Source organism: Paraburkholderia phytofirmans, from assembly GCF_046028095.1.
Taxonomy (GTDB): domain Bacteria; phylum Pseudomonadota; class Gammaproteobacteria; order Burkholderiales; family Burkholderiaceae; genus Paraburkholderia; species Paraburkholderia phytofirmans_A.
Genome location: NZ_JAQQDJ010000004.1, coordinates 513,643 through 532,086, shown reverse-complemented (window position 1 = coordinate 532,086; position 18,444 = coordinate 513,643). Strand labels below are relative to the sequence as shown.

The 18,444-nt window shown below is 62.4% G+C and carries 16 protein-coding genes; 6 read left to right on the top strand and 10 right to left on the bottom strand.

The genetic code is table 11. The features are described from left to right. Nucleotides 1–20: 20 nt before the first annotated feature. Nucleotides 21–1,220 carry a CaiB/BaiF CoA transferase family protein gene (locus tag PQR54_RS15100; protein WP_408246902.1) on the top strand — a complete coding sequence of 400 codons (1,200 nt, stop codon included), beginning with the start codon at nucleotides 21–23 and terminating at the stop codon, nucleotides 1,218–1,220. Nucleotides 1,221–1,222: 2 nt separating this feature from the next. Then, a complete protein-coding gene (locus PQR54_RS15095; protein ID WP_408246900.1) occupies nucleotides 1,223–2,047 on the top strand; it encodes a citryl-CoA lyase in 825 nt (274 codons plus the stop codon). A gap of 15 nt (nucleotides 2,048–2,062) precedes the next feature. Here the strand turns inward: PQR54_RS15095 and PQR54_RS15090 are convergent, their stop codons facing one another. Continuing rightward, nucleotides 2,063–2,827, bottom strand: coding sequence for an IclR family transcriptional regulator (locus tag PQR54_RS15090; RefSeq protein WP_408246898.1), 765 nt, complete (start codon nucleotides 2,825–2,827; stop codon nucleotides 2,063–2,065). A gap of 279 nt (nucleotides 2,828–3,106) precedes the next feature. Here PQR54_RS15090 and tehA point away from each other — a divergent pair, with 279 nt between their 5' ends. Beyond that, nucleotides 3,107–4,123 (top strand): dicarboxylate transporter/tellurite-resistance protein TehA, encoded by a 1,017-nt coding sequence (tehA, locus tag PQR54_RS15085; RefSeq protein ID WP_408246896.1) that lies wholly within the window; start codon nucleotides 3,107–3,109, stop codon nucleotides 4,121–4,123. Nucleotides 4,124–4,196: 73 nt separating this feature from the next. On the opposite strand, the gene PQR54_RS15080 is transcribed toward tehA, so the two are convergent. Together PQR54_RS15080 and bla are read right to left on the bottom strand one after the other, a co-directional pair. Further along, a complete protein-coding gene (locus tag PQR54_RS15080) occupies nucleotides 4,197–4,661 on the bottom strand; it encodes a DUF4126 domain-containing protein (RefSeq protein ID WP_408246894.1) in 465 nt (154 codons plus the stop codon). Nucleotides 4,662–4,882: 221 nt separating this feature from the next. Next, nucleotides 4,883–5,830 (bottom strand): class A beta-lactamase, encoded by a 948-nt coding sequence (bla, locus tag PQR54_RS15075; RefSeq protein WP_408246891.1) that lies wholly within the window; start codon nucleotides 5,828–5,830, stop codon nucleotides 4,883–4,885. A 100-nt stretch (nucleotides 5,831–5,930) separates the two neighbouring features. Here bla and PQR54_RS15070 point away from each other — a divergent pair, with 100 nt between their 5' ends. Next, nucleotides 5,931–6,809, top strand: a complete 879-nt coding sequence (locus tag PQR54_RS15070) for a LysR family transcriptional regulator (protein WP_408246889.1) — start codon at nucleotides 5,931–5,933, stop codon at nucleotides 6,807–6,809. On the opposite strand, the gene PQR54_RS15065 is transcribed toward PQR54_RS15070, so the two are convergent. Both PQR54_RS15065 and PQR54_RS15060 read right to left on the bottom strand, forming a co-directional pair. Next, entirely contained in the window at nucleotides 6,806–7,063 is a 258-nt protein-coding gene (locus PQR54_RS15065; RefSeq protein WP_012425909.1) for a hypothetical protein, read from the bottom strand. The two genes, PQR54_RS15070 and PQR54_RS15065, sit on opposite strands and share 4 nt — an antisense overlap. Nucleotides 7,064–7,130: 67 nt before the next feature. Next, nucleotides 7,131–7,628: a lecithin retinol acyltransferase family protein gene (locus PQR54_RS15060; RefSeq protein ID WP_408246887.1), complete on the bottom strand. Its 498-nt coding sequence runs from the start codon at nucleotides 7,626–7,628 to the stop codon at nucleotides 7,131–7,133. A gap of 470 nt (nucleotides 7,629–8,098) precedes the next feature. Here PQR54_RS15060 and PQR54_RS15055 point away from each other — a divergent pair, with 470 nt between their 5' ends. Together PQR54_RS15055 and PQR54_RS15050 are read left to right on the top strand one after the other, a co-directional pair. Beyond that, nucleotides 8,099–8,386 (top strand): hypothetical protein, encoded by a 288-nt coding sequence (locus tag PQR54_RS15055; RefSeq protein WP_012425907.1) that lies wholly within the window; start codon nucleotides 8,099–8,101, stop codon nucleotides 8,384–8,386. A 5-nt stretch (nucleotides 8,387–8,391) separates the two neighbouring features. Further along, nucleotides 8,392–9,162 carry a PP2C family protein-serine/threonine phosphatase gene (locus tag PQR54_RS15050; protein ID WP_408246885.1) on the top strand — a complete coding sequence of 257 codons (771 nt, stop codon included), beginning with the start codon at nucleotides 8,392–8,394 and terminating at the stop codon, nucleotides 9,160–9,162. Nucleotides 9,163–9,186: 24 nt separating this feature from the next. On the opposite strand, the gene PQR54_RS15045 is transcribed toward PQR54_RS15050, so the two are convergent. The 5 genes from PQR54_RS15045 to PQR54_RS15025 all read right to left on the bottom strand — a co-directional run bounded on the left by PQR54_RS15045 (nucleotide 9,187) and on the right by PQR54_RS15025 (nucleotide 18,387). Next, nucleotides 9,187–10,542: a sigma-54 interaction domain-containing protein gene (locus PQR54_RS15045; protein ID WP_408247172.1), complete on the bottom strand. Its 1,356-nt coding sequence runs from the start codon at nucleotides 10,540–10,542 to the stop codon at nucleotides 9,187–9,189. Then, entirely contained in the window at nucleotides 10,542–13,598 is a 3,057-nt protein-coding gene (locus PQR54_RS15040; RefSeq protein WP_408246883.1) for a peptidase domain-containing ABC transporter, read from the bottom strand. The genes PQR54_RS15045 and PQR54_RS15040 overlap by 1 nt, the downstream gene beginning before the upstream one ends. Nucleotides 13,599–13,664: 66 nt before the next feature. Next, nucleotides 13,665–14,417 (bottom strand): peptidylprolyl isomerase, encoded by a 753-nt coding sequence (locus PQR54_RS15035; RefSeq protein ID WP_408246881.1) that lies wholly within the window; start codon nucleotides 14,415–14,417, stop codon nucleotides 13,665–13,667. A 36-nt stretch (nucleotides 14,418–14,453) separates the two neighbouring features. Continuing rightward, nucleotides 14,454–15,827, bottom strand: a complete 1,374-nt coding sequence (locus PQR54_RS15030; protein WP_408246879.1) for a beta-barrel domain-containing protein — start codon at nucleotides 15,825–15,827, stop codon at nucleotides 14,454–14,456. Beyond that, complete coding sequence (locus tag PQR54_RS15025) at nucleotides 15,805–18,387, bottom strand: FHA domain-containing protein (RefSeq protein WP_408246877.1); 2,583 nt, start codon at nucleotides 18,385–18,387, stop codon at nucleotides 15,805–15,807. The genes PQR54_RS15030 and PQR54_RS15025 overlap by 23 nt, the downstream gene beginning before the upstream one ends. Nucleotides 18,388–18,444 lie beyond the last annotated feature (57 nt).

Genomic DNA, 18,444 nt, shown 5'->3' with positions numbered 1-18,444 from the left:
TTGAACAAGAGGTTTTGAACATGACGCTGCCATTGGCTGGAGTCCGCGTACTGGACTTATCGAATGTATTGGCCGGGCCGTTTTGCGCGTATCAACTTGCGTTGCTCGGCGCCGAAGTGATCAAGGTCGAGCATCCGGAAGGCGGCGATCTGGCGCGGCGCCTGGGCGCCGACAAGGACGCGTCAGCGCGCAACATGGGCGCCTCGTTCGTCGCCGTGAACGCGGGCAAGCAGTCCGTCACCCTCAATCTGAAAGACCCGCGTGGCAAAGCAATTCTGCGCGAGCTCGTCAAAACCGCGGACGTGCTGGTCGAAAATTTCCGGCCCGGCGTGATGACGCGCCTCAGCCTCGATTTCGAGGCGCTGCGCGAGGTCAATCCGAAGCTCGTGTATTGCGCGATCTCCGGCTTCGGCATGGACGGCGAGTTTTCGAAACGGCCTGCCTACGATCAGATCATTCAGGGCATTTCCGGCGTGATGAGCGTGACCGGCGACGCCGACAGCGCACCGCTGCGCGTCGGCTATCCGGTGTCGGACACGGTCGGCGGTCTCACGGCGGCGTTCGGCATTTGCGCCGCGTTACTCGACGCGCGCGCCACGGGACATGGCCGCATGCTCGACGTGTCGATGCTCGAAGCCACGCTCGCGACCATGGGCTGGGTCGTCTCGAACTTCCTGAACGCCGGCGTCACGCCGACGCCGATGGGCAACGAAAATTTCACGGCAGCACCTTCCGGTACCTTTAAAACCGGCGACGGCCCGCTCAACATCGCCGCTAACGAAAACAAACAGTTCGCGAGCTTGTGTCAATTGATCGGTCGAGCGGATCTGCTCGACGATCCGCGTTTTTCCGAGCGCAACGCGCGCAAGGTGAACCGCGCTGCGTTAAAAGCGGAAATCGAAACGGCACTCGCGCGCGACAGCGCCGCGAACTGGGAAGAGCGTTTCTTTGAAGCCGGCGTACCGGCCGGCCGCGTGATGTCGGTGCCGGAGATTCTCGCGCATCCGCATCTGGAATCGCGCGGCTTCATCCGCGAATTCGCCGCGGATGCCAACACGGACCGCCAGCGCGTGACCCGCGCCGGTTTTCGTCTGCACGACGCGGACACGGCGCCGAGCACACCCGCGCCGGTTCTCTCGGCTCACACGCGTGAACAACTCGCCGCGCTCGGTTACGACGACGCACACATCGATCAACTACGCGCCGAAGGAGTGGTCTGAACATGACGCAAGCATTCGACGCAGCGAAGCTCGCTGCCGACTATTGGAGCACCTCGATCATCGACATTCATCCGGGCTCGATCAACGTGCGCGGTTTCCCGATTCAGGAGTTGATCGGCAACATCAGCTTTCCGCAGATGATCTGGCTGATGCTGCGCGGCGAATTGCCCGACGCCGAGCAGGCGCGTTTGTTCGAAGCGGCGTTGGTGTCGTCGGTGGATCATGGGCCGCATGCGCCGTCGATTGCGATCTCGCGGATGGCGACCAGTTGCGGCTTGCCGCTGAACGGCGCGATGGCCTCCGCGATTAACGCGTTGGACGACGTGCACGGCGGCGCAGGTCAACAGGCGGTCGAACTGTATGACGCTATCGACGCCCGCATGCAAGCGGGCGCCGCTTTGGAATACGCCGTCGAACAAGGTGTGGGTGCGTTCATCGCGGCGCACGGCAAATATCTGCCGGGCTTCGGGCATCGCTTTCATCCGGTCGATCCGCGTGCGCCGCGGCTTCTGGCGCTGGTGGACGAAAACGTGCGTGCGGAGCGTATCAGCGGACGCTACGCCGCGATCGCGCGCGGCATAGAAGCGCTGCTGATGAGCCGCAAGAGCAAGCCCGTACCGATGAATATCGACGGCGCCACCGCCGTGATCTATGCCGAACTCGGCTTTGCGCCCGAGCTGGCGCGTGGCGTGTTCTGCCTGTCGCGCGCGGTCGGCATTCTGTCGCATGCATGGGAACAGCGCGGACGCAAGGAGCGCAACAAAGGTCCGATGCCGCGCCAGATGGCCTATACGTACACCGGCAAACCGGAGCGGCATTTGCCTTGAGCCGTTCGCGCTGAACTACTTATCCTGAACTTCGGCCGCGCGCCGCTGCGCGTTGCGCATGGCGCGCGAATCGCCGCCCAAGGCATCGGTGGCGCGCGCGGCGCAATCGAATAGCGCGCCGAGATTGCGTTCGAGAAACGCCTGATCGATCCGCGAGCTCGGACCGGCCAGCGTCAGCACGCCACGCAGGCTCTGGCGCACGCCGAATACCGGCATGGAAATACCCGCCGTCTCCCGGTCGCGTTCGCCGATCGACACACAGTAGAAATCCTCGCGAATCTTCTCGTACGGTGCGCCCGGCATGCCGCCGAAGGCGAGCAACGCAAGGCCGCCCGAGCCGCTTTCCAGCGGCAGGACGTCGCCTTCGCGCACGTGAAAACGCACCGCATGCTTCGAATCCACCCGATGCAGACACACCCGCACCGCCTCGTCGCGCACGTAGAACGATACGCTTTCGCCGCTGGTTTCCGCGAGCTCGCGCATGAGCGGCACGACAATATCGCCGAGGTTCAGGCTGCGTTGATACAACGCGCCCAGCATGAAGGTGGCGGAGCCGAGCTGATAGCGGCCGTCGTCGAGACGCAGCAGCAGGCGATGCTGGATCAGCGAGCCCGCGAGCCGCAACAACGTGCTCTTGTAAAGCCCCGTGCGCGCCGCCAGCTCGGCGAGCGTGAGCGCGTAATCGTCCGGCCGGAAGGCGAACAGGATGGCGCAAGCACGATCGATGACGGCAACACCTTCGCTTTCCTTCGTGTTCGATTTGTCCGCGGGGGTTGGCATGGATGGCGTTACTTCATAGGGAAGCGGAAATTTTACGCCATGACGCCGGGCTGTCATACCCGCCGCGAGCGCTTTGGCGCTGATTGCGCGCGGAAACCCGAACTCGCGTGAGAACCCGGCGCAAACGCCCGCCGGATGCGGCGCACCGCATCTTGAGACGATCGCGCGATTTGTTGAGCGCTCCCAGCATTCAGCGTTTGGCCACGGCCTTTTACAGTACGTCATCGATCGCGCGGAGCCGGAACAACGGAGCGCGACGCAACTTTCGGAGGATCGGTGATGAACAGCAATCGTGGCACGATTCCAGTTGCTTTCTTCGGGATCGCGGTGGGCGCGCTGGCGTTCGCCAATTTGTGGCGCGTGGCGATCAGGCTCTGGCATCTGCCCGCCTTGGCAGGCAATGCGATGACGGTAGCCGCGCTCGTCGTGTGGCTCGTGATTCTGGTGGCATATGGGCAAAAATGGCTGACGCGTGCCGACGAAGCCCGCGCGGAAATGCAGCATCCGGTGCAATCGTCGTTTGCGGCGCTGGGCCCCCTTTCCAGCCTGCTCGCTGCCCAGCTTCTGCAGCCTTACGCGCATACGTTGGCGCTCGCGTTGTTCGGCGTCGCCGTGGTCGCACAACTCGCTCTTGGCACATATTTGCATGGACAGCTCTGGCAAGGCGGCCGCAAGCCCGAACTGGTGACGCCCGCCATCTATCTGCCGACGGTGGGCGCGAGCTTCGTGGCGGGCACGGCTTCGGCCGCCTTCGGTTTTCACCAGCTTGGCGAACTCTTTTTCGGAGCAGGCTTGCTGTCGTGGCTCGCGATCGAATCGCTGATCCTGCACCGCGCTGCCGTGCATGAACCGCTGCCCGATGCATTGCGTCCGGTGCTCGGCATCCAGCTTGCACCGCCGGTGGTGGGCGGCGTGACCTATCTCAGTCTGAGCAGCGGCACGCCTGACCTGTTCGCCATGATTCTGCTTGGTTATGGCTTGTATCAGGCTCTGCTGCTCCTGCGTTTGCTGCCGTGGATTCGCCAACAGGCCTTCGTGCCGGGTTACTGGGCCTTCAGCTTTGGCGTCGCCGCCCTGCCGACGATGGCGCTCCGGATGGTCGAACGAGGCGCGACGGGTCCGGTTGAATACGCCGCGCCGGTGCTGTTCATCGCGGCGAATGTGATCATCGCGATTCTGGTGGTGAAGACGTTGGGCTTGCTAGTGCGCGGCAAGCTGATTCCCGCCACTCCCGTTACGGGTGCCCTGCCCGCACCGCGGACGCCCGCCGATTCACGCATCGCACGGGTTAGCTGAACCGCTCGAACTGCTTCGCTTCAGCGAGACGGGACGCAACGAGTCGTGTCCCGTCTCGTTTCGCTGAAATACATCAACGCAACGCCAGCACGATCAGCACCGCGCCGACGATCGCCACCGCATCTTCGATCAACGCGGCCGGCTGATCCCGTCCAAAAGCCCGCGCCATCGCGCCGCGAACTCTCGCGCCGCCCAGGGTGCCGATCACGGCGCCGATCAATCCTGCGATCAAGCCGGCCCCCACTCCGCCATGCGCCGCGCCGATCGCCGCACCGCTCAAGCCGCCAAGCACGAGACGCGCGCCGAATTGCATCGGCACGGTACGGCTAGGGGTTTTCGGCAGTTGATCGGTGATCAGTTCGACGATGGCCAGCACCGTGAAGATATACGGCGTGGCGGTGAAGCCGAGAAATGCCAGCGGCGTGTCTTGCAGCGGCAACCAGCCCAGATGCGCCGCCCAACTGACTGCAGCGGGCGCGGTCATCGCGCGAAGACCGGCCACGACGCCGATCAGCAATGCCAGCACATAGACAGACATAGGGGACTCCGAATCAAGGCAGCGATGCGTGGTTGAACAAGCCGACGGCTTAGCTGGACGAACGTCGGCAGAAGGTGTCGAGCATTTCCATGGACAGTCAACTTCTCACCGCATCCATCGAGGCCGATTCGCTGTTGCCTCCTTTCGGTGTGGCCCTAGTGTCGCATACTTCGATCGACGCATCGCGCCATCGCATCGCGTGCCCCCTGCCCGCGCAGGAATCAGATAGACGCCACCACCAGCGCGCCCACGTCCGCGATGGCCGCATTGCTGCGCGCCGCGTCGCCATCCGTTTCGGTGAGGTACACGGTCACCAACACCGGACCGCGTCCGGGCGGCCACAGAATCGCCACGTCGCTGGCCGTGCCGTGATCGCCGGTGCCGGTCTTGTCGCCCACGCCCCAGTCCTTCGGCAGCTTCGCGCGAATCCGTGCGCCGCCGGTCTCGTTGGCCGCGAGCCACGCCAGCAGTTGCGCCCGCGACGATGACGACAAGCGCTCGCCGAGCAGCAACTCGCGCAGATTGCCGAGCATGGCGTTCGGCGTGGTGGTATCGCGCAGATCGCCGGGCGTCCCCTCGTTCAGCGTCGGCTCGATGCGATCCAGGCGCGTGACGCCGTCGCCGAGACTGCGAGCGAACGCGGTCAATCCCGCCGGTCCGCCAAACGTGGCCAGCAACAGATTCGCCGCCGTGTTGTCGCTGAGCGTGATCGCCGCCTTGCACAGCTCGGCGATGCTCATGCCCGCCTTGCCGGTCAGCTCGCGGGTGTGCTTACTCGTGGCCGGCGAATTCGACACCACGTCGCTCTGTGAGAACACCACGCGCCGCTGCAGGTCTTCTTCGCCACGATCCGTACGCGCCAGTACGGCGCCCGCCACCAGCAACTTGAAGGTGCTGCACATCGGAAAGCGCTCGTCGGTCCGCAAGCCGGCGTGCAAACCAGACGTTGTATCGACGATCGACACACCCAGCCGGCCGCCGCTCGCCGCTTCGATTTCAGCGAGCCGCCGACGGATCGCATCGGCCTTCGCCAACTCGCGCCCTTGCACCGCCGCACCCGTTCTCACCGCCTTGCCGGATACCCTGCCGAACGCGCCGGCACTGCCAACCGCAACCCCAGCTATCGAAACGCCCAGCATCGCACCCGCGAACTTCCGTCTTGTGATCATCGCCGCTCCTTTGTGTGAAGCCGCAACTATCGGTTTTCCGCCGGTCGCTGACAAACGATGATAAGTTAGCCAACTCACAAGAAAATCTTATGCCTTCGCCATGAGACCGTACCTTCCGTTGAACGCGCTGCGCGCTTTCGAATCGTCCGCCCGGCATCTGAGCTTCACGCGCGCGGCGCTCGAACTGAACGTCACCCAGGCCGCCGTCAGCCAGCAGGTCAGAACGTTAGAAGAGCGGCTGGGCACCGCGCTCTTCAAGCGTCTGCCGCGCGGCCTCGCCATGACCGACGAGGGTCTCGCGTTGCGACCCGTGCTGACCGACGCATTCGATCGCATCGAAGCCGTGCTCAAACAATTCGAAGGCGGCCACTTTCACGAGGTGCTGACGGTCGGCGTAGTGGGCACCTTCGCGGTGGGCTGGCTGATGCCGCGCCTGAAATCGTTTCGCGACGCGCATCCGTTCGTCGAACTGCGGCTGCTGACGAACAACAACCTGGTCGATCTCGCCACCGAAGGTCTCGACTTCGCGATCCGTTTCGGCGACGGCACGTGGCCCGGTTCGCTCGCGACCCGTCTGCTCGACGCGCCGCTCGCGCTGCTGTGTACACCGGAGATTGCGGCGCGTCTATCGAAGCCGGAGGATCTCGTCGACGAAACCTTGCTGCGCTCCTATCGCACCGACGACTGGATGAGCTGGTTCGCCGCCGCGGGCATTCCGCCGCGGCCGATTCGCGGGCCGGTGTTCGATTCGTCGCGGCTGATGGTGGAAGCGGCGATGCAGGGTGCGGGTATCGCGCTCGCGCCCGCGCTGATGTTCGATCACGAGATCAACACAGGCCGGCTGGTGCGCCCGTTCGAAGTGGAGGTTCACGCCGGCAGTTACTGGCTGACATGGCTGAAGGGCAAACCCATGACACCGGCGATGCTGCTGTTCAATCAGTGGATCATCAAGGAAGCGTCTGCACAGACGGAGAACTAGGCAGCCAGCAATGCGCGGCGATGTCCGTTCATGGCGGGCCGTTCGGCTTGCGGCGGAAACACATTCCACGAGCCGTCGTCGTGACGGAAGAAGAAGATCGACAGCATGCCGCCCGGGCGCAAGGCTTCCACGCACACATAGCGCTGATGTTGCGACGCACGGTGGCAGAACTGCACGACGCGTGCGGGCATCGACGGGGTCGGGGCAAGCCATTTGTCTACGGCCCAATGCAAGGTCTTTTCTGCGGCAGCCATGATGTTCTCCTTGAACCCTTGAACGGTTGAATACTGAAATGAGTCACTGAAATTCGGTGTCGATGGTTCACGCCAGCTGAGCGGAACCGTGAGCGCCCTTCGCGCTGCTTTCCACAAAAGCCTTTACGAGGCACACCAGTGCATGCATGCCGGTACGCGGATGGCGCAGGCAGCAATGCACTTGTTCGCTACGGCTTTCGCCGAGCAGGCACCATGCGCAGAAGTGCTCGCAGTTGTTCGTGAGCAGGCGATAATGGTTTTCGCCGAGACGGGAGCGAGCGCGGCGCACGGCTTCGTCGCCCACGTAGCGGGCGGACGGAGTCGGGCGGATCGTCAACGGATGGCCAGCGGCGAAGCGTTCCAGTTCCACTTCTTCAACGGGGCCGCGATGCGCTGAACCTGCGAAGCCCGAGTAATGAACCACGCGTCCATTGCCCACATAAATGCCGTGGTGTTCGTAACCGCGACGTTGCGTGACGAGATGCGCGCCGATCGGCAGGTCGATGGTGGACGCGGCGTCGCAGCGGTCTGCGCTGTTTTCGCTGCTGGTTTGGTTCGTGTTCATGGCTGTCTCACTTCGATTTCCAACACTGTTGCGAGATCTTTTGCATCATCCGGGCCATGTGCGCGAGAGCCTTTATTTAAAGGGCTTCGCGGGAAAACGCGGGATTCTGGAGGCGACGAGTGTACGTTGCGGACCGACAGAAATTCCGCCGAAGTGTTGGCGAGCGGCGCTCATTTTTAGCTGCCGCGGAGAGGGAAGTACTTGGATTGAAGAGGTACGGCGAGCGGCAGGAATGTGTTGGGTCGCGCATCGGTTCGAGTGAGGGCATGTTGGCTGCCAGCCGACCGATGAATTCATGTCCGACCGTGCGCTGCATCGGCAAGCGCGCGGAATCGCCCGGCAATCAAGGCGCTACGACAAACCGCGCGCATCGCTCGCGAATTGGCATAGCACTTGCACTATAACGGCCAGATACTTCTTAACCGCGCGTCACCGCGCGCGTTACACACGCGGCCAACCGGAGAAACGACATGGCTTCTATTACCGTAAGCGACCTCTCGCTAAACCTCGCGCTAGATCGCAAAGCGATGACAGCGATTCGCGGCGGCGGCGGCGCCCCGTGGGTGTACGGCTGGATTCAGCCCTATGTACGCGACACGCCGAGCATTGGGCCCGTCGTGAACCTGTACGACGTGACCAACAACTTCTATGCTAACCAGATGATCAACACGTTCCAGTCGGTCGATGTACGCAACACCGGCGCGAACTCGAACATCAGTGTCTCTCCCGACGCACGCAGCAGAAACGATATGGTGTAACCGTTGTGACCTGTGCGAGCCAATTTCGCTGGACGTCGTCCGCGCGTTCCGACGCGGGGCGCGTCCGCGAAATCAACGAAGATTCCTGCCTCGACCAGTCCGCGCTCGGACGCTGGGCCGTCGCCGACGGCATGGGTGGACACGCGGTCGGCGATCTGGCGAGCCGTCTGGTAATCGACGCGCTCAGCCGGCTCACGCCGCCCGTCAGCATGAAGTCTTTCGTCGCCGATGCGCGCGCGCGCCTGCAAACCGCCAATCGCCAGTTGCGGGACGAAGCCGCGCGCCGCCAGGTGCAGCGTATCGGCAGCACGGTCGTCGTGCTGCTCGCCTGCGATCGCTTCTGCGGCTACATCTGGGCTGGCGACAGTCGCCTGTATTTACTGCGCGAAGGCAGCCTGCGGCAACTCACGCGCGACCACAGTCAGGTGGAAGCGTTGAAGTCGCTTGGGGTGCTTACCGAGGAAGAGGCGCGGCATCATCCGGCGCAACACATGATCACGCGCGCCGTGGGCGCGACCGACCTGCTCGAACTCGACGACGATGCGATCGAGGTCGCGGACGGCGACGTCTTCCTTCTCTGCAGCGACGGTCTGAGCAACGAGGTCAGCGAAGACGACATGCTCGCTGTGCTGAGCAATGCGGCATGCGCGAACGCGTGTGAAGAACTCGTCGATATGGCGCTCGCGCGCGGCGGCCGCGACAACATCACCGCCGTGGTCGTGCGCGCTGAAGACCCGAATGCGGCGGACAAAACGCTGCTTAACCCGTCGCCTTGAGCCTATTGGCGTGATGCCCCAGCCTCAGGTCTCGTTGTCCTCATCGTCGCGATCTTCAGCGCCGTTCTTGTTCGCGGTCGGCTGATTGCGGTTGCGAAAATCCTTCGAGTGCAGGCCGTGTTTCTTCAGAAGCATCTGCAGATGCGAACGGTTCATGTCGATACGACGGGCCAGTTCCGCGACCGTGCCGCTCACTTCGCGAAGGCCGCGCTCGAGGAAGGCTTTTTCGGCGTCGTCGCTGGCGGCGCGCTTTGCGTCGCTCAGCGACATCAGGTTCGCCACGCTGATCGGCTCCTGCCCTGTTGCGGTCGCCGCGTTGGAAGCCGCCGCGGTTCCGGGCGCCGCCGGCCGCATGTCCACCGGCAAATGATCGACATCGGCCATATCGCCGGCCAGACACGACACGCGATACATCACGTTGCGCAACTCGCGGATATTGCCTGGATACGCATAATTCAGCAGAAAGTCCCGCAAACGCGGCGTCAATCGCACCGGCCTGCGCTTTAACGTGCCGGCCGCTTCGTCGCCGAACCACGATATCAGCAGAGGAATTTCGTCGCGCCGCTCGCGCAGCGGCGGCAACGTCACATGAATGACGCTAAGCCGGTAGAACAGATCCTCGCGAAACTTGCCCTCTTCGCTGAGCTGCCGCAGATTGCGATTAGTCGCTGCGACGATGCGCGTGTCCACCGCAATGGTTTCATCGGACCCGACGCGTTGAATCTCATGCGCTTCCAGCACACGCAACAGCTTCACCTGGCCGGCGAGCGGTAACTCGCCGATTTCGTCGAGAAAGATCGTACCTGTGTGCGCGCTTTCGAATTTGCCCTTGCGATCGTTCGAAGCCCCCGTGAACGCGCCCTTGCGATGCCCGAACAATTCCGACTCCAGCAGATTGTCGGGAATCGCGCCGCAGTTCACGGAAATGAACGGCTTGTCGGAACGCGAGCCGTTGGCGTGAATCACCTTCGCCATCAACTCCTTGCCGGTGCCGCTTTCGCCGTCAATCAATACGGGTAAATCGGTCGGCGCAGCTTTCTCGGCGATTTCGAGCGATTCGAGCAGGCGTGGATTGTCGCCGAACGTGCCTTCGAAAATGAAACTGCGTTCGAGCAACGCTTTGCGGCGCGCGCCGCGCGACAGATCGGCGCGCTCCTGCGGCTCGGCGTTGACCGCCGCTTGCACGAAACGCTCCTTGTGCGAGAGCTGCATCACTTCGTCGCGCAACGAGGTGGCTTGCCGGAGCAGCTTGTCGATGTCCGCGCGCTCCAGCCGCGACGACCAGCGCAGTGTCGAGCGCAGAATCTCGATCCGCTCGATCAGGCCCGCGTATGAAATCGCGGGGCTGGCCTCTTCAATCTGGTCGAGTATCTTCATCATCATGCACTCAACTGTTTCTGGACCAGCTGGTAATACATGCCGCCGCGCTGGATCAGCTCATCGTGACGGCCCTGTTCGACAATCGCCCCTTCATACAGAACGAGAATCTTGTCGGCACGCATGATCGTGCTGAGCCGGTGCGCGATGATCACCGCCGTGCGGCCCTTCAGAATGTCGTGCATATTGCCGAGGATATTGCTCTCCGATTGCGAGTCGAGTGCCGAGGTCGCTTCGTCGAATACAAGCAGACGCGGATCGTGATATAGCGCCCGTGCGATGCACAGCCGCTGGATCTGGCCGCCGGACAAGCCGATGCCGCGCTCGCCGACAATCTGCTCGTAGCCGAGCGGCATCTTGCTGATGAATCCGTGCGCGTCGGCCATCTTCGAGACTTCCTCGATGCGGCGCCGATCGGGCGCATCGTCGCCGCTCGCGATGTTCTCCGAAATCGTGCCGGAGAACAGCAAATTGCTCTGCATCACGTAGCCGATCTGCGCGCGGTAATAGGCTTTGTCGACCACGCCGAGATCGTAGCCGTCGATCGTCATCTTGCCCTCGGTCGGCGTGTAAAAGCCGACCAGCAATTTGGCGAGTGTCGTCTTGCCCGATCCGCTGCGTCCGACAATGGCCACCAGTTCGCCGGGCTTGATATCGAAGCTGATGTTTTCTAGCACATACGCGGAATCGTTTTCGCCATAACGGAAATAGACGCCGCTGAGGCTGATCTCGCCTTGCAGTTCGGGCAACATCACACGCGAAGGCAAATCCTGCGGCTTCTGCTCGGGTTCGATATCGAGCACATCGCCGAGGCGTTCCATCGCCACGCCCGCGTCGTTCAACATGCTCCACAATCCGACGAGACCCATAAGCGGACCCAGCACGCTCCCCATGAACGCATTGAACGCGATCAACTGACCAATCGTCATTTCTCGCGCCAGCACGAGATTCGCACCGACCCACAGAATCGCGATCGTTGTCGCGGCGTTCAGCAACTGACTGCCGAGTCCCACGAGTATATTGAACGCGTGCGCGCGGTATTGCACTTCGAGCGCCTTGGCGTACTTCTTCTCCCAGCGCAAGCGCACCGGCCGCTCGATACCCATGCCCTTGATGGTCTCCACGCCGGCGAGCGCTTCCATCAGAAACGATTTCGACTCGGTCGACGCGGTGAACACTTCGCGCGCATAGCCTTTGATCTTCGGCGTGGCGATCGCGGTCAGCGCCATGATCGGAATGACGAACGCGATCAGCACCAGCGTCATCTTCACGTTGTAGACGAACATGATCGTGAAGTAGATGAAGACCATCAGCAGGTTCAACGCCGTGGTGACCGTGGATTCGGTGAGGAAGGCACGGATCGTCTGGTTCTCCTGGAAGCGCGCGAAAATATCGCCGGTCTTGCGCTTGGCGAAAAACGAAAACGGCAGCGACATGGTGTGCTTGAAGAACTGCGACATCATCGCGAAGTCCATATTGCGCACCATGAAATTCGCCAGATACGCGCGAATCGACGACATCAATTGCGAAAAGACATTGGCGATGATCAGGCCGCCGATCAGCAGATGCAGCAGGCTGACATTCTGATGCACGATCACGCCGTCCAGAATGTTCTGGATAATCAGCGGCGGAATGACGCCCAGTACCTGAATCACGAAGGTGGCGAGAAACAGGTGGCCGAGAATCTTCTTGTATGGCTTGAGGTAGCCGACAAAGCGTATCCATGGCGAACGCGCGGCGGACATTTGCAACAGATGCGGTCCGCCGGTAAACAGCAGACAGGTGCCGCTCCAGCCGCGTTCGAAATCTTCGACCGTCATTTTCTTGAAGCCGACCGCCGGATCTGCGACCCAAACGTAATCTTTGGAGAGTCCGTACACCACGACGTAGTGATAGCCCTCCCAGTGCACGATGAACGGCAGATCGAAACCGCGCAACGAATCGAACGTGCATTGCACGCCGCGCGCTGTAAAGCCGAGCGATTCGCCGGCGCGCGCGAGACTGTCGAGCGTCGCGCCCTGAGTCGTGACGTTGGCCAGTTCGCGCAATTTGCCGAGCGTCATTGGAATGCTGTAGTGGCGGCATACCATCGCAAGGCACGCCGCACCGCAATCCATTTCTTCGGCCTGCTCGACCAGCGCGAAGCGTTTGATGACTTTCTCGCCGAACTCGGGCTTGCTTTGCAAATCGAGCATCAGCGGCAGCTTGCGCCGCTGTTCGACCCGCTTTTGCCGCTGCAATTCGCGGTCGCCGTAGCGAATCCGCTCGTCGAGCACTTCGCGCAACTTTGGATTGCGTTCGAGAATGAAGTGAACGGTGCGCTCCGGAATCACCAGGAGCCGCGTATCGGTCGTCGCGACCACCGACGCCATCTGCTCCTGGCGCATCAAGCATGCTTTCTCGCCGAATATCTCGCCTTCTCCGAGCGTAGCTAGCGTGTAGTCGTGCCCTTCCTCGTGCCGCACGATACGAACTTCGCCATGGCGCACCACGTACAGGCGCCGGTCCTCGCGTCCGTCCTGCTTGAGGATTTCCTTGCCGGCGGCCACCCGTTTCACGCCGACGCTGCGCACATACTCTTCGAGTTCGGCCTTGTTCAGTTTGCCGCGCAGATCGAATAACTGCGCGACGAAACCGCCCGCCGAATTGATCGCCACATAGCTGGCGACAAACGCCAACGCGGCCTGATTGCCCGCGATCACGGGCTCGATCGCGGCGCGCGGAATGAACAGCAACTCCGTTTTCGCCGACGACCGCACCGACGCTTCGTGGACATAGGTGCGCAACATCGCAATATCGGCGAAGATCTCGCCCGACTTGCGCACGCCCAAGCTGGTTTCTTTGCCGTGCTCCTCCGAGAAGATCCGCACGGAACCCGAACGAATCACGTACAGCCCGTCAGCCGTCTCGCCCGCGGAGCAAACCGTTTCTCCGAATGAATAGAAGCGCGCTTGCGCATATTCGGCAAGACGCTCGATCTCGTCGCGCGAAAACGGCGAAAGGATTTCCACCGAGGTGAGAAACTCGGCTGTGGAGGGCGCGGTCTGGGGTGCATCCATGTGCTTACGGACCTCGAATCGGCGTGTCGTTGCGTTGTTTCAATACGGCGTGCGGCCTCGAAAGGGCTAGCGCGCTTCGATCACGTGCTCCTGGGCGCGTGAGATCAACCAGCTTTCGCGCAGCAGGCGCCGGACTTCGGAGGCCACGTCGGCGTCGAGCGTCGCCGGATATTTGGCCGTCACGGCGAAAATCTCGAAGCACGAACGATCCGCCGACGGAAACGGTCCCAGCAGATCGCCCACGGCCGCGTTGAAAATCTTCGCCTCGATATCCGGCTTCAACGAGCCGCGCAGCACCTTGCCGATCACGCCGCCTGCCTCGCGCGTATCCGCGATGGAATGCTCGCGCGCCATGTCGGCGAAACTGTCGGGATCGTCGTGCAGGTACGAGATCATTTCCTTCGCCTTGCCCTCGCTGTCGAGCACAATATGGCTGACTTCGATCGCGTCGAACTTCGGCGAATTCAGCGCGAAGTAATCCTTGATCGCCGCCTCGTTGCCGATCTCATCGAGCATCTTCTCCTGATACAGCCCGTCGGTAATGAAGGCTTCGAACTCGTCGAGACTGACATTGAGCGCGTCGAGATACTGATTCATATCCGTCGCGCGATGCAGGCCGCGCACGCGGCGGAACTGATCGGCGCGCTGCTGGATTTCATCGGCGCTCACGGTAATGCCCTGCTTCTTCGCCGCGTGGACCGTGAGCTTGTCGCGCACGATCTGTTCGATCAGGCTCTCGAACTGGCCGGTCAGTTTCAGAAGACGAATGAACTCGGCCACGTCCACGACTTCGTCATCAATTCGCACTATCGCGGTCATTTCTTCTGCTCCTTAATTGACGTGTGATCCGTGCGGTCAACCCGCCACCTGCCTGAACGGATCGAGACCCAGATCGATCAGGCGCCGCTCGCGCACCACGATCTCAGCGCTTGCCGTCATGCCGTAGCGCAACGGATAGCGCGTGTCGGCAATCTGGTAGTAATTCTTGTCGAGCGTGACGCGGCCTTCGTAGACCGGCTGCTTGTCCGTCAGCGACGGTTTGGTGGCCGGTGAAATATAGGCCAGCGTGCCGCTGATCAGCCCATAGCGTTGATACGGAAAAGCGTTGAATTTCAGTTTGACCGGCAGACCCTCGTGCAAAAATGCACGATCGTGCTCGGCGATTTCGATCTTCAGCACGGGCCGCGCGTCTTTGGGCGCAATGCCGCCGAGCGGCGCGTTTGCCTGAATCTTGTCGCCGCGCTGGGTCGACGTCACGTCGGTGATGACGCCCGAAACCGGCGCGAGAATCAGCAGGAAGTTGTCTTTGTCGATGTTCTCGAAGCGAATCCGAGCGGCCGCTTCAGACACCAACCGTGCGCTTTGCAGTTGCAGGCGCAGCTTGTCTTCCGCGTCGGTAATGTCGCGCACCGCCGAATCGTATTGAAGCTGCAGGTCGGTGGTCTGCTGGCCGCTGGTTTCCAGTTGCGCATTCGCCTGCGTGTATTCGTGGCTCAAGCGGAAATCCAGCTCCGCGAGCTTCGATTGGGCGACACGGTACGCGTTATCCGCCTCCATTGCCGCCGTGCGTTTCTGCTCTACCTGCAATTCGGCGATGCCGCCGCCGCCCGGCTGCGCGAAGAGCCGCGAGTAGCGGTCCAGTTCCTGACGCGCCGCTTCACGCACGCGCCGGGCGTTGTCGAGATTGCTGCGTGCTTCGTCGAGTTCGGCCTTCTGCCCTTCCGCGAGTTTGGTCGTGCCTTCGGAGACGCGATTTTCGTGCTGGCGCGCTTCCACTTCCATCTGCGTCTTGAGCGCGGCGGCTTTGCGCTCCATGAGCGCTTTCTTCTCGGGAAACTGCTTCCAGTCGCGTTCGGCGTCTTCCAGTTTGAGCTGGGCCTGCAACGCGTTGCTGGCGGCTTCGATCGCGCCGCGCGCATTCAGGCGCGCCAGCACGTCGCCTTTCTGCACCGGTTGCCCTTCGGCGATATACAGATCGGCGAGTTCGCCGTCGATCGGCGCATAGATCCGGCGCACCTCGGACTCCGGCGACAGGGTGCCTTGCGCGCTGACAATCACGTCAGCACGCCCGACGAACGACCACAACAGCCCGACGACGACCAACGCGACCATCGCCCAGATCAGCGCGCGCGCGAGCCGCACCGGCTCCGCCATCAGGATCGCGATGCCCTCGACGCTGTGATCTTCCAGCGCCTCCGACAATGGCTTAGGGTGATTGTCGCGTTTCACTCTGCTCGCCTCCGATCAATGCCAGCTTCGCTTTTAGAAGTCCCGGATCCAGCACCATGCGCAGTTCCGTTAGCGACCGGCGCTGCAAATTCGCTTCGGCTTCGATGTCCGCCAGCAGACGGTCGAAGTCGGCCGGATGATCGGCCTTCAGTTGCGTGTAGATGCGCATGCCCTGTTGCGCCGACGTTTGCGCATCCGAAAGCAGACGCGCCTCGCTGCGAAATCCCGGTGAAATGCCGGCTTCGAGACGCTGCGTACCGCCGATCGATCCGCCCGCGCGATACTGTTTCCACAGACTCTGAGCTCGCAGCAGCAGGTCTTGCGCACGCGCCAGCGCTTTGTCGTGCAACGCCGCGACGTCTTTCTGGATCGACTGCAGGAACCACACGTCCGTTGCCGGATCGAGGCTTGCGTAGAAGGACAGCAGACGCTGGTCGTAATCCTTGTCGCCGCGCGTCTTCTGCAGCTGTGCGTACTGGTCGAGCAATGCCTTCTTGTGGGCCAGTTCCGCCGCGAGTACGTCGGACCACGGCCCCGCGGGCATCGCCTGCAGACCGGCAAGCGCCTGTTGCGCGTCGCCGCGCTGCCAGGCCGCCGTCACCGCATCGTGGCGAGCAATCACGTCGGGCGAAGGCAAACGGCTCGCCGCCAGTTGTTGAAACTGCGCCTGAAATGGCGGCGTGCTGAAGCGGACCGCTTTCAGCATGGCAAGTAACGGTGTGAGTTGCCGGCTCAGCGCAGCGTTCAACAGGTCGGTGTATTGATGCAAATCCTGCCGCAGCCGATCGATGCCCGCGAGACGCGGATAACGCTGCGCGTAATCGTCGAGCACGGGAGGCAGCGCGTCGGGTTTATCACGCGCCAGTTCGGTGCGGATCGTTCCATTCAGACGGTCGATGGCGGCGAGATACACCGAATCGTCGCTTTCCAGTTTGCGCAGATGGCTCAGCGCCTGCGCATAGGGATCGGCGAACACTGGCACGTACGAGGCGATGCGGTCGAGCGCGCGCTGATGGCTCTTCGCGTCGTCTTCCCAGCGTTGCAGCAGATTGTTGATCGTGCCTTCATCCGCGTACATGCGAATCGGCGCGTCCATGCCGCCGCGCGCCGCCACGAAACGCTCCAGATCGCCCACCCATTGCAATTCGTTGATCAGCGACGCGGCGTCCGGGTTATTCGCGCTCAACGAACGCATCTCCTTGAGCAACGCGTCGGCCTGATCGAACTGCGCCTTTTGCAGCGCATTCAGCCAGCTGGGGAGCTTTGCCTTCAACAACGCTTCGCTCGCGAGCGCGCTGACTTTGGTATCCGTCGGATGACTCGCCAGATAGCCCGATGCCGCCGTGACCGCGCTCGTGTAATCGCCGTTCGCCAGCAGATTCTTCAACTCGCGCTCCGACGACCCACGCATATACAGCGTCGTTCCGATCGCCGCCAACACCACGACGCCCACGCCGCCCCATGTCGCCATGCGCCGCACGCTCGCGCGGTCGTCGATTGCAAACGCCTTGCCGAGTTCGCCCGCGAGCAAGCGCCAACGGCGCGGCCGGCCCTTCGCGGCAGCCGCGTTGGCAGCGCCATTCGCACCGTTAGCTCCGTTCGTGCCGGTCGCCCCTTTTGCCGAGCCTGTCGGCGCGTCGCGCTTCGCATGCGCGGACGCGGCCTGAGCCGCCTCATTGACTTCGTCTTCACGCTGGAGGCCGGGATCGACGCAAAAGATATCGAGGAATGAATGCGCGGCGCCGACGAAGGTGGTCTTGTCGGGATCCACCGCTTCGTTGGCGGCCGGATCGAGGAATAGTTGTGTCACGGTGGGCTCGACTTCAGGGGGTTTCTGCAGCGACACCCTGTAGACGAAGTGGTCTCCGCCAAATGCAACGAGGTCTCCCTCTACCAGCGGCAGCGCGGATTCGTCCAACCGCTTTCCACCGACGAATGTGCCGTTGGTGCTGCCGAGATCCTCGACGTAGAGTTCGCCGCCCTTCAGAAAGATGTGCGCATGACGGCGCGAGATGTAGTTGACCTGATGCGGATAGCGGTCCTTGTAGCGCGAGAAGACTTCATCCGCTTTGCTGACGAGAAACGGAAATGCCTGCACCTCGATAGGTTGCAGGCCGAGATCGTCGCGCTGCGGCACCAGCAGCAATCCCGGCGCGGCGGACGAACTGGCGGCCGCCACGATACGCGCGCGCGGCTCGATGCTGACGCGGTAGCAGAGCTCGCCGCCGAAGCACAGTTCGTCGCCGGGGCGCAAACGGGCCGGCGTCTGTCGCACCGCCACGCCGTTCACCGTCGTGCCGTTCTTGCTGCCGAGGTCGGCGACGTAGACCGCGCCGTGTTCCGTGAAAACCCGCGCATGACGGCGCGACAGGCGCGCAATCCGTTCGGCGGGATAGTCGGTAAAAGGTGCCTCGCTGCGCCCGATTGCAAACAGGTTGTCGACGATACGGATCGCGTCGAGCGCGGGACGTTGCGCGGACGCAGCCGGCGACAACACCACGTCGAACGCGGCGTCTTCTGTCGCGCGCATCTCAGCAATCGGAGCTTCGCCGGCGGCCATTTTATCTGGATCACTAAGCGTTTACCCGTTGCGGCGAGATCGCAACGGAAACGGGAC